The 9864-nt window shown below is 68.1% G+C and carries 15 protein-coding genes; 10 read left to right on the top strand and 5 right to left on the bottom strand.

Annotated elements, in window-relative coordinates; all coding sequences use genetic code 11:
• The 7 genes from V6M46_RS11750 to V6M46_RS11720 all read left to right on the top strand — a co-directional run.
• Nucleotides 1-258, top strand: a 258-nt coding sequence (locus V6M46_RS11750; protein WP_332665176.1) for a SufD family Fe-S cluster assembly protein, incomplete at its 5' end; no start/stop codon positions are given.
• Entirely contained in the window at nucleotides 255-572 is a 318-nt protein-coding gene (locus V6M46_RS11745) for a non-heme iron oxygenase ferredoxin subunit (protein ID WP_332665174.1), read from the top strand. The genes V6M46_RS11750 and V6M46_RS11745, both read left to right, overlap by 4 nt.
• A gap of 7 nt (nucleotides 573-579) precedes the next feature.
• Complete coding sequence (sufC, locus tag V6M46_RS11740; RefSeq protein WP_332665172.1) at nucleotides 580-1344, top strand: Fe-S cluster assembly ATPase SufC; 765 nt, start codon at nucleotides 580-582, stop codon at nucleotides 1342-1344.
• The gene (locus tag V6M46_RS11735; protein ID WP_332665170.1) at nucleotides 1341-2594 is read left to right on the top strand and encodes a cysteine desulfurase; all 1254 of its coding nucleotides are present in this window, start codon (nucleotides 1341-1343) and stop codon (nucleotides 2592-2594) included. Before sufC ends, V6M46_RS11735 begins: the two co-directional genes overlap by 4 nt.
• Before the next feature lie 33 nt (nucleotides 2595-2627).
• Nucleotides 2628-3101 carry a Fe-S cluster assembly sulfur transfer protein SufU gene (sufU, locus tag V6M46_RS11730; RefSeq protein ID WP_332665178.1) on the top strand — a complete coding sequence of 158 codons (474 nt, stop codon included), beginning with the start codon at nucleotides 2628-2630 and terminating at the stop codon, nucleotides 3099-3101.
• A complete protein-coding gene (locus V6M46_RS11725; protein ID WP_332665168.1) occupies nucleotides 3098-3460 on the top strand; it encodes a metal-sulfur cluster assembly factor in 363 nt (120 codons plus the stop codon). Before sufU ends, V6M46_RS11725 begins: the two co-directional genes overlap by 4 nt.
• 229 nt (nucleotides 3461-3689) lie before the next feature.
• A complete protein-coding gene (locus V6M46_RS11720; protein ID WP_332665167.1) occupies nucleotides 3690-5288 on the top strand; it encodes an ABC-F family ATP-binding cassette domain-containing protein in 1599 nt (532 codons plus the stop codon).
• 48 nt (nucleotides 5289-5336) lie between these two features.
• On the opposite strand, the gene V6M46_RS11715 is transcribed toward V6M46_RS11720, so the two are convergent.
• A complete protein-coding gene (locus V6M46_RS11715; protein WP_332665165.1) occupies nucleotides 5337-6104 on the bottom strand; it encodes an SURF1 family cytochrome oxidase biogenesis protein in 768 nt (255 codons plus the stop codon).
• A 69-nt stretch (nucleotides 6105-6173) separates the two neighbouring features.
• Here V6M46_RS11715 and moaA point away from each other — a divergent pair, with 69 nt between their 5' ends.
• Nucleotides 6174-7160, top strand: coding sequence for a GTP 3',8-cyclase MoaA (gene moaA, locus V6M46_RS11710; RefSeq protein ID WP_332665164.1), 987 nt, complete (start codon nucleotides 6174-6176; stop codon nucleotides 7158-7160).
• Between the two features lie 64 nt (nucleotides 7161-7224).
• On the opposite strand, the gene V6M46_RS11705 is transcribed toward moaA, so the two are convergent.
• The gene (locus V6M46_RS11705) at nucleotides 7225-7413 is read right to left on the bottom strand and encodes an acetone carboxylase (RefSeq protein WP_332665162.1); all 189 of its coding nucleotides are present in this window, start codon (nucleotides 7411-7413) and stop codon (nucleotides 7225-7227) included.
• Nucleotides 7406-7741, bottom strand: a complete 336-nt coding sequence (locus tag V6M46_RS11700) for a DUF3099 domain-containing protein (RefSeq protein WP_332665160.1) — start codon at nucleotides 7739-7741, stop codon at nucleotides 7406-7408. The genes V6M46_RS11705 and V6M46_RS11700 overlap by 8 nt, the downstream gene beginning before the upstream one ends.
• A gap of 90 nt (nucleotides 7742-7831) precedes the next feature.
• Here V6M46_RS11700 and V6M46_RS11695 point away from each other — a divergent pair, with 90 nt between their 5' ends.
• Nucleotides 7832-8047: a dodecin gene (locus V6M46_RS11695; protein ID WP_332665158.1), complete on the top strand. Its 216-nt coding sequence runs from the start codon at nucleotides 7832-7834 to the stop codon at nucleotides 8045-8047.
• Here V6M46_RS11695 and V6M46_RS11690 read toward each other — a convergent pair whose 3' ends face one another.
• Entirely contained in the window at nucleotides 8048-9253 is a 1206-nt protein-coding gene (locus tag V6M46_RS11690; RefSeq protein ID WP_332665156.1) for an MFS transporter, read from the bottom strand. It lies immediately after the preceding gene.
• Nucleotides 9254-9334: 81 nt separating this feature from the next.
• Between V6M46_RS11690 and V6M46_RS11685 the strand changes: the two genes are divergently transcribed.
• Nucleotides 9335-9643, top strand: a complete 309-nt coding sequence (locus V6M46_RS11685) for an ArsR/SmtB family transcription factor (RefSeq protein WP_332665155.1) — start codon at nucleotides 9335-9337, stop codon at nucleotides 9641-9643.
• Here the strand turns inward: V6M46_RS11685 and V6M46_RS11680 are convergent.
• On the bottom strand, nucleotides 9640-9864 hold a 225-nt coding region (locus V6M46_RS11680; protein ID WP_332665153.1), incomplete at its 5' end, for an HAD hydrolase family protein. The genes V6M46_RS11685 and V6M46_RS11680 overlap by 4 nt on opposite strands.

Below are 9864 nucleotides of genomic sequence, written 5' to 3'. Positions count from 1 at the left end.
GCCGACTCGGTGCCGAACCTCGAGATCGAGACCGGTGACATCGAGGGCGCGGGTCACGCGTCCACGACCGGCCGCTTCGACGACGAGCACCTGTTCTACCTGCAGAGCCGCGGCATCGAGGAGGAAGAGGCGCGTCGACTCGTCGTGCACGGCTTCTTCAACGACATCATCCGCCGCATCGGCGTTCCGTCCCTGCAGGAGCGCCTGGTCGCCTCCATCGAGGAGGAGCTGGCCGAGCACGTAGGACGCCTCGGATGACCTTCGTTGCCGCTGCGGCGCTGGCCGACGTACCCAAGGGAGGCGTGCTCGCCGTCGAGATCGACGGCGAGGAGGTCGCCCTGGTGCGTGACGGCGACGACGTCTACGCCCTGCGCGACGAGTGCTCGCACGCGTCGATCCCACTGTCCGAGGGCGACGTGGAGGGCTGCGAGATCGAGTGCTGGCTGCACGGATCCCGCTTCGACGTCCGCACCGGCAAGCCGGTCAACCTCCCCGCCACCGAATCCGTACCCACCTACCCCACCCAGATCGAGGGAGACACCGTCATGGTCGACCTCTCACCCAGGAGCTGAAGCACACATGTCCACCCTTGAGATCAAGGACCTTCACGTCTCGGTCAAGACCGAGGAAGGCGACAAGCAGATCCTCAAAGGCGTCGACCTCACGGTCAACTCCGGCGAGGTCCACGCCATCATGGGCCCCAACGGTTCCGGCAAGTCGACGCTGGCCTACTCGATCGCCGGCCACCCCAAGTACGACATCACGAGCGGTTCGGTCACGCTCGACGGCGTCGACATCCTCTCGATGACGGTCGACCAGCGCGCCCGCGCCGGCCTGTTCCTCGCGATGCAGTACCCCGTCGAGGTCCCCGGTGTCTCGGTCGCCAACTTCCTGCGTACGGCCAAGACCGCGATCGACGGCGAGGCTCCCAAGCTCCGCACCTGGGTCAAGGACGTCAACGAGGCGCTCGAGCGGGTCACGCTCGACAAGGAGTTCGCGCAGCGCAGCGTCAACGAGGGATTCTCCGGTGGTGAGAAGAAGCGCCACGAGATCGCCCAGCTCGAGCTGCTCAACCCGAAGTTCGCCGTCCTCGACGAGACCGACTCGGGCCTCGACATCGACGCGCTCCGTGTCGTCGCCGACGGCGTCAACCGTTACAGCGGCCAGGGTGACCGCGGCGTCCTGCTGATCACGCACTACACGCGCATCCTGCAGTACATCAAGCCCGACTACGTCCACGTGTTCGTCGCCGGCCGCGTCGCCGAGCAGGGCGGTCGCGAGCTCGCGGATCAACTCGAGGCCGAGGGGTACGACAAGTACGTGAAGGCTGCGGCTCAGGCATGACCGTCGTCGAGGGAACCCAGACGTACGACGTTGCCAGGATCAGGGAGGACTTCCCGATCCTGGGACGTCGTCTGGCCGGCGACTTCCCGCTGGTCTACCTCGACAGCGCGAACACCTCGCAGAAGCCCGTGCAGGTCATCGACGCGATCGACGACCACTACCGGCAGCACAACGCCAATGTCGCGCGCGCGATGCACCAGCTCGGCGCCGAGGCGAGTGCGGCGTTCGAGCTCGGCCGCGACAAGGTCGCCGCGTTCATCGGCGCCCCGAGCCGCGACGAGGTCGTATTCGCCAAGAACGCCTCCGAGGCGCTCAACCTCGTGGCCCGCGTGCTCGGCGACTCCGGTCGGGTCGGCCCGGACCACGAGATCGTCATCACGGAGATGGAGCACCACTCCAACATCGTGCCGTGGCAGCAGCTGAGCCAGCGCTCTGGCGCCAATCTGCGGTGGTTCGGTGTCACCGACGAGGGTCGCCTCGACCTCGACGACATCGATCAGCTCATCACCGAGCGGACCGCGGTCGTCTCGGTCGCCTGGGTGTCCAACATGCTCGGCACGATCAACCCGCTCGACACGATCATCGCCAAGGCGCACTCGGTCGGCGCGCTGGTCGTCGTCGACGCGTCGCAGGCCGTGCCGCAGCTTCCGGTCGACGTCGCGGCGCTCGGTGCGGACTTCGTCGCGTTCACGGGCCACAAGATGGTCGGCCCGACCGGCATCGGCGTGCTCTGGGGCCGCTACGACCTGCTCGCCGAGCTGCCGCCGTTCCTCGGTGGCGGCGAGATGATCGAGACCGTCACGATGGCGACGTCGACGTACGCCCCGCCGCCGGCACGCTTCGAGGCCGGGACGCCGCCGATCGCGCAGTCGGTCGGACTCGGCGCCGCTGTCGACTACCTCTCGGCGATCGGCATGGACAACGTCGCGGCCCACGAGCAGGCCATCACGGCGTACGCCCTGGGCGCGCTCCAGGAGATCGACGGGCTCACGATCGTCGGTCCCAAGGAGGCCGTCGACCGCGGGGGAGCGATCAGCTTCACGCTCGGCGACATCCACCCCCACGACGTCTCGCAGCTGCTCGACTCGCGCGGTGTCGCCGTGCGAGCCGGCCATCACTGCGCCAAGCCCGCGCACCAGCGCTTCGGCGTGCAGTCGACGACGCGCGCGTCGTTCTACCTCTACACGACGACCGCGGAAATTGATGCGTTGGTCGAAGCGTTGCACCATACGAAGAAGTACTTCTCTTGACAGGGCAGCGGAGGTTGAGCCATGACTGACGCGATGAACGTGGACTCGCTCTACCAGGAGATCATCCTGGACCACTACAAGCGACCCCACGGCGCCGGGCTCCGCGAGCCGTTCGAGGCCGAGGTGCACCACGTCAACCCGTCGTGCGGCGACGAGATCACCCTGCGGGTGCACCTCGAGGGCAACACCGTCTCGGATGTCTCGTACGCCGCGCAGGGCTGCTCGATCAGCCAGGCGTCGACCTCGGTGCTCAACGACCTGATCGTCGGCAAGAGCGTCGACGAGGGCATGGCGGTCCTCGACGAGTTCAACACCCTCATGCACGGCAAGGGCAAGATCGAGCCCGACGAGGAGATCCTCGAGGACGGCATCGCGTTCGCCGGCGTCGCCCAGTTCCCCGGCCGCATCAAGTGCGCGCTGCTGGGCTGGATGGCCTGGAAGGACGCCGTCTCGCAGGCGCTCGTCACCACATCTTCAGACACTCCAAGCACGGGAGACACCAAATGACCACCGATCACAGCGACCTGCCCGACGTCGAGCTGAGCCCCAAGGGCGGCACGACCAAGGAGGACGTCCTGGAGGCCATGAAGGACGTCGTCGACCCCGAGCTCGGAATCAACGTCGTCGACCTCGGCCTCGTCTACGGTGCGGACGTCGACGAGCACAGCAACACGGTGCTCTCCATGACGCTGACCTCCGCGGCCTGCCCGTTGACCGACGTCATCGAGGACCAGACCCGCGCTGCCCTCGACGGCCTCGTCAACGACTTCCGGATCGAATGGGTCTGGATGCCGCCGTGGGGCCCGGACAAGATCACCGACGACGGCCGCGAGATGCTGCGAGCCCTCGGCTTCAACATCGGCTGACCCTCCGCTGGCGAGAGGGTTTCAGCCCGCTGGCGAGAGGGTTTCAGCCCCCTGGCGAGAGGGTTCCGGCCCGCATCGACAGTGACGAAGGGCACTAACCCTCTCCTCGCTGGGCGGTAAGCCTCTCGTCAGCGAGCCCGTAGACTGTGTGGGTGAGCTTTCATCAGCGGGAATGAGACCGGCGTCCGTACGCCGGCCTTTTCGCACACCCTGATCTGAAAGTCATTCCATGCTCACCGTCTCCAATGTGGAGCTGCGCTTCGGCGCGCGTGTCCTGATGTCCGACGTCTCGTTCCGTATCGACAAGGGCGACAAGATCGGCCTCGTCGGCCGCAACGGCGCCGGCAAGACGACCCTGACGCGCATGTTGTCCGGCGACGGCCAGCCCGCCGAGGGCTCGATCACGACGACCGGCAAGATCGGCTACCTCCCGCAGGACCCGAAGTCCGGTGACCTCGCAACCACGGCCCGCGACCGCATCCTCGGCGCGCGCGGCCTCGACGAAGCGCTCACCGCGATGCGCAAGGCCGAGATCGACATGGGCTCGCCCGACCCGGCGATCGCGGAGAAGGCCATGAAGGCCTACACCCGCGCCGACACGATCTTCGGCGCCGGTGGCGGGTATGCCGCAGAGTCCGAGGCCGCGACGATCGCGAAGGCCCTCGGGCTGCCCGACCGAGTGCTCGAGCAGCCCCTGTCGACGCTGTCAGGCGGCCAGCGCCGCCGCATCGAGCTCGCCCGCATCCTGTTCTCCGACGCCGACACGTTGCTGCTCGACGAGCCGACCAACCACCTGGACGCCGACTCGGTCGTCTGGCTGCGCGGATTCCTCAAGAGCTTCAGCGGCGGCCTGGTGATCATCAGCCACGACGTCGAGCTGATCGAGGAGACCGTCAACAAGGTCCTCTACCTCGATGCCAACCGCGCGACGATCGACATCTACAACATGGGCTGGAAGCAGTACGTCAAGCAGCGTGAGGCCGACGAGCACCGCCGCAAGCGCGAGCGGGCGATCGCGGTCAAGAAGGCCGACCAGCTGACGAGCCAGGCCAACAAGTTCCGTGCCAAGGCCTCCAAGGCGGCGACGGCCCAGCAGATGCTGCGTCGCGCCGAGCAGCTGGTCGCCGGGCTCGAGGGCGAGCGCGTGCAGGACAAGGTCGCGAACATCAAGTTCCCCAAGCCTGCACCGTGCGGCAAGACCCCGCTGATGGCCGAGGGGCTCTCCAAGTCGTACGGATCCCTGGAGATCTTCACCGACGTCGACCTGGCGATCGACAAGGGCAGCCGCGTCGTCGTGCTCGGCCTCAACGGTGCCGGCAAGACCACGCTGCTGCGTATGCTCGCCGGCACGCTCGAGCCCGACACCGGCGAGATCCAGCCGGGCCACGGGCTCAAGATCGGCTACTTCGCGCAGGAGCACGAGACGCTCGACACCTCGCGCACCGTCCTGGAGAACATGCAGTCCCAGGCGCCGCAGCTCACCGACACCGAGGCGCGCAGCGTGCTCGGCTCGTTCCTGTTCAGCGGTGACGACACCTCCAAGCCCGCAGGCGTCCTGTCGGGCGGCGAGAAGACCCGTCTGGCCCTCGCGAGCCTGATCGTGTCGAGCGCCAACGTGCTGCTGCTCGACGAGCCGACCAACAACCTGGACCCGGCGTCCCGCGAAGAGGTCCTGCGGGCCATTCGTACGTACGAGGGGGCCATCGTGCTCGTCTCGCACGACGAGGGCGCCGTCCTGGCGCTCGAGCCCGACCGCGTCCTGCTGCTGCCTGACGGCGACGAGGACCACTGGTCCGAGGACTACGCCGACCTCGTCACGCTGGCCTGACCGGCGCTAGCAGGTCGTCCCACCTGGTTTCGCTCGACCGGTCGCGCGCTAAGCGCCCTCGGGCCTCGCGAACCCGTCGATGCGGGTGGGGTTGCGGCGCTCCTTGGCCTCGGACCTGGCGAACCAGAAGTAGCCGACGACCGCCAGCAGCGCGAAGAACCACCACTGCAGCGCGTAGAAGAAGTGCGGGCCCTGACCACGTTCCGGTTCCGGCTCGGCGGCGAGCTTCTCGGCCGGCGGCGGCTGCTCCGAGCGCAGGTTGAGGTAGCCGCCCAGCAGGTCGTACGGCACGGACTTCGCGAAGCCGACGCTCGAGATCGCCCGGATCTGGCCCTTGATGGGGCGCACGGCGTCGCCGCCGGCCCCGTTGTCCTGGCGCAACCAGCCGGTGATCGTCACCTCGCCCGGCGGGGGAGCGGGCACATCGGGACGGGTCACCGTGTTGTCGGACTCCTGCCAGCCGCGGTCGACCAGCACCGCCTGGCCCGAAGCGAGCACGAACGGCGTGACGACATCGACCCCGGGGGCGCCGTCCCGCGTCGTGAACTTGACCGTGACCTGGTGCTCGACGTCGTACGTGCCGGTGGCGCGTACGCGGGTGAACTCGCTCGTGTCGTCGACCTTCTCGCCCGGCTTGAGCGCCGTCGTCAGGTCGACGGGAGCGGCGTTGAGATGTGCCGTGATGACCTTGTTCTGGTCGAGACGGTGCTCGAGCCGATGGAACTGCCAGAACCCCAGACGGGTGCAGACGGCAGCGAGCACGATGACGAAGACCGCGAATCCGATCCACCGCGCGCTCAGCAGGAAGCGGTACACAGGACGACGGTAGTTGTGCAGGTCAACCGCGGGTCCGCCGGGTTCGCCGCGCGCACTTAGGATGGGCTCATGGAGCTCATCGACACACACGGCCGGGTTGCCACTGACCTGCGTGTGTCGCTGACCGATCGGTGCAACCTCCGCTGCCAGTACTGCATGCCTGCCGAGGGTCTCGACTGGATGCCGACCGAGGACACCCTGACCGACGCGGAGCTGATGCGGCTGATCGGCATCGGCGTCGAGATCCTGGGCATCCGCGACGTGCGCTTCACCGGGGGAGAGCCGCTGCTCCGCCGCAGCCTGCCCGAGCTCGTTGCCGCCACCAAGGCGCTGCCGTCCAGGCCCCGCACCGCGATGACCTCCAACGGCCTCGGCCTCAAGCACACCGCCAAGGCGCTGGCCGCGGCCGGCCTCGACCGCGTCAACATCAGCCTCGACACGACCGACCCCGAGACGTTCGAGCAGATCACCCGTCGCAACCGGCTGCATGATGTCATCGACGGCCTCGCCGCAGCCCGCGAGGCCGGTCTCGCGCCGGTCAAGGTCAACGCCGTGCTGCTGCGCGGCATCAACGACGCCGAGGCGCCCGACCTGCTGCGCTGGTGCATGAAGAACGACTATGAGCTGCGCTTCATCGAGCAGATGCCGCTCGACGCGCAGCACGGCTGGAACCGCGAGGCGATGGTCACGGCCGACGAGACCCTGACGCTGCTCGGTGAGCACTTCCGGCTGACGGGGCTGGACGGACGCGGCTCGGCGCCGGCGGAGAAGTTCCTGGTCGACGACGGGCCTCATACGGTCGGCATCATCGGCTCGGTGACGCGGCCGTTCTGCGGCGACTGCAACCGCGTAAGGCTGACCGCAGACGGCCAGATCCTCAACTGCCTGTTCGCCCGCGAAGAGTCCGACCTGCGGATCGCGCTGCGTACAGGAGCCTCAGACGAGGACATCGCACGTCGCTGGGCCGCCGCGATGATGACGAAGCTGCCGGGTCACGGCATCGACGACCCGAGCTTCCTGCAGTCGTCGCGGCCGATGTCCTCGATCGGCGGCTGAGACCGGCTGCCGACCACCGGTGGTCGAGCTGGTCCGAGGCACGAGGACCAGTGTCGACACCACGTCAGACCGGCTGTGTCTCTTTCCAGAAGCCCCGCGCCGAGAGGAACGCCCGCAGGGACTCCTCGTGCTCGTCGCAGGCGAGCCAGACCTTGCGGCGGTCGGGCGTGTGGATCTTGGGGTTGTTCCACAGCAGCTGATGCGTCGCCTCGGCGGTGCAGCCCTTGGCCGAGCAGGTCAGGACGTCACTCACGGTCGAGCTTGGGCGCGGTCGGGGGTTCGAGCTCGCCCTTGGCCTCGGGGCCGAACGGCGAGGGGCCCGCGCCCTTCTTGCGTACGCCGGAGTTGGCCAGCACCACCGAGGTGTAGGGCAGGAACACCGCGGCGACGAACAGGATCCAGCCGAGCCGGTTCCACGGCGCCGCAACGGCCGTCAGCACGATCACGCCGCCGACGAAGCAGATCGTCCTGATGCCCATCGAGATCGCATAGCGCCGCTCGCGTCGAGCACGGTCGGCGCTCTGGGACTCGGCCGCCGTCGTGATCGAGAAGACCTGCTGCTTCCGCGGTTCGGTGGGCACCCCTCCACTCTACGTCGCAATCGCCTGCCCGCGTGATCGGACTTCGAGGTCCTGAGCACGCCCGCAACGGAGTGGTCGTACGCTCAGGACATGACTGATCGCACATACCGCGTCACCGAGATCGTCGGCACCTCTCCCGACGGCATCACCGAAGCCGTCAACAACGGCATCAAGCGGGCCGGCCAGACCCTGCGCCACCTCGACTGGTTCGAGGTCACCGACATCCGCGGACAGGTCACCGACACGTCCGTGTCCCACTACCAGGTCACGATGAAGCTGGGCTTCCGCCTCGAGGACGACGAGTAGCTAGTCGGTCGACCCGAACCGGCGCAGCCCTGCGGCGACGCCCGACAGGATGACGACCAGGCCGCCGTACACGTACGTCGTGGTGGCCAGGCCGAGGTCCGGCGCGGCGATGCCCGCGGCGACGGCGGGGATGCCGAACGCGAGGTAGCTGACCACGAACACCGCGGCGAACAGCTCTCCGCGCTCGTGGGGTCCGACGACCGGTGTGATCGAGCGCATGATGCCCAGGAACGCGGTGCCGAATCCTGCGCCGGCGACGACGGCTGCCGCGATGAACGCCCCCAGCGATCCGGCAGCGACGGCGGCAAGCGTCAGGGCGGTGCCGACAGCCAGGGCGCTCGTGCCGAAGATCGTGATGCGCCGCGACGACTCGTGGCGGGCGACGTAGCAGGCGACCGCGCCGACACCCGTCAGGACCGTCACGACGAGCCCCTGCTCGACGTGGTTCGTGCCGCCGAGCTCCTGCGCGACGATCGGTGCGCCAAGTGAGAGGTAAAGCCCACCGGTGGCCCACCCGGCGACCAGGGCCGGGGCACTCCGGAGGAAGGCTGACCGGGCCGCGACCGGTACGCCCACGCGCGGACGCAGCGAGCGGAGGAGGCCAGTCTGACGGGGCGATGTCTCGGGCAGCAGCCACACCGCCGCCGCCAGGACGGCATAGACGGCCGTCAGGCCGCCGAAGACGACCGCCAGGGGCGCCGCGGAGTGGTCGAGCACGATTCCCCCGACCAGCGCGCCCAGAGCCAGTCCAGCCAGAGGGCTGACGCTGTTGAACGTCGCCGCGGCACCGGGTCGGTGCTGGGGCTCGAGATCGACGACGGCAGCGCTCAGCGACGACATCAGCAGTCCGGTCGCGGCGCCTTGGACGACGCGGGCCAGGAACAGCGTCTCGACGGAATCCGCGTGCCAGAAGACCACCATGCTGCCCGCGAGGAGCGCGAACCCCACCGAGAGCATGGGACGCCGTCCGACGTGGTCCGACAGCGAGCCGGTGACCAGCAACGTGGCCAACAGCGCGATGGCGTAGACCGCGAAGATGCCGGTCAGTGTGGCCGACGTGAAGCCGAGCTCCTGCTGCAGCACGGGATAGAACGGCGACGGCGCGCTCGCGCCCGACATCATCGCCACGAAGGCGAACAGGCCCAGGCTGAACCCTGCTGTGCGGCCACGGCGAACGGTCTGTGGAACATCCAGGGTGGCGGTCATGGCGTCCTCGGAGCTTGGTTCGAAAAGATTAGAACCTTCACGCTACGCCGAGTCGGCCCATGGTTCAAGTATTATCGAACCATGGCCACGTATGAGTTGGAACACCCCGCGATCGAGGACGTCACCCTGACTGATGTGCTGTTCGCCCTGAGTGATCCCGCTCGCCTCGAGATCGTGCGGGAGGTCGCCGACGGGCCTCTCGACATGGCTGCCTGCGGTGCCACGAACCCTGACCTTCCGAAGTCGACCAAGTCGCACCTCATGAAGGTGCTCCGGGAGGCCGGCATCGTCCGCAACGTCCCGAACGGTCGCGGCCGGCTCGTGAGTCTGCGCAAGGATGAGCTGGACAGGCGATTCCCGGGCCTGCTGGACTCGGTGCTCCGTAGCTAGTCCGCCGCGTCGGCGGCTTCGACCTCTTCGCGCGTGATGCCGAGCAGGTAGACGATCGCGTCGAGGTAGGGCACGTTGACCGACGTACGCGCCTGGTCGCGTACGAGCGGCTTGGCGTTGAAGGCGATGCCGAGGCCGGACGCGGCGAGCATGTCGAGGTCATTGGCCCCGTCGCCGATCGCCACGGTGTTCTTGACCGAGATGCGGGCCTGCTCGGCGAA

This window comes from Aeromicrobium sp. (genome assembly GCF_036676885.1).
Taxonomy (GTDB): domain Bacteria; phylum Actinomycetota; class Actinomycetes; order Propionibacteriales; family Nocardioidaceae; genus Aeromicrobium.
The sequence above is the reverse complement of the archived record's forward strand: the minus strand, read 5'-3'. Positions and strand labels throughout refer to the sequence as shown.

Bases quoted from the DNA above. Each gene is read 5' to 3' on its own strand.
- V6M46_RS11745 (WP_332665174.1), top strand. From the start codon at position 255: ATGACCTTCGTTGCCGCTGCGGCGCTGGCCGACGTACCCAAGGGAGGC.
- sufC (WP_332665172.1), top strand. From the start codon at position 580: ATGTCCACCCTTGAGATCAAGGACCTTCACGTCTCGGTCAAGACCGAG.
- V6M46_RS11735 (WP_332665170.1), top strand. From the start codon at position 1,341: ATGACCGTCGTCGAGGGAACCCAGACGTACGACGTTGCCAGGATCAGG.
- sufU (WP_332665178.1), top strand. From the start codon at position 2,628: ATGAACGTGGACTCGCTCTACCAGGAGATCATCCTGGACCACTACAAG.
- V6M46_RS11725 (WP_332665168.1), top strand. From the start codon at position 3,098: ATGACCACCGATCACAGCGACCTGCCCGACGTCGAGCTGAGCCCCAAG.
- V6M46_RS11720 (WP_332665167.1), top strand. From the start codon at position 3,690: ATGCTCACCGTCTCCAATGTGGAGCTGCGCTTCGGCGCGCGTGTCCTG.
- moaA (WP_332665164.1), top strand. From the start codon at position 6,174: ATGGAGCTCATCGACACACACGGCCGGGTTGCCACTGACCTGCGTGTG.
- V6M46_RS11695 (WP_332665158.1), top strand. From the start codon at position 7,832: ATGACTGATCGCACATACCGCGTCACCGAGATCGTCGGCACCTCTCCC.
- V6M46_RS11690 (WP_332665156.1), bottom strand. From the start codon at position 9,253: ATGACCGCCACCCTGGATGTTCCACAGACCGTTCGCCGTGGCCGCACA.
- V6M46_RS11685 (WP_332665155.1), top strand. From the start codon at position 9,335: ATGGCCACGTATGAGTTGGAACACCCCGCGATCGAGGACGTCACCCTG.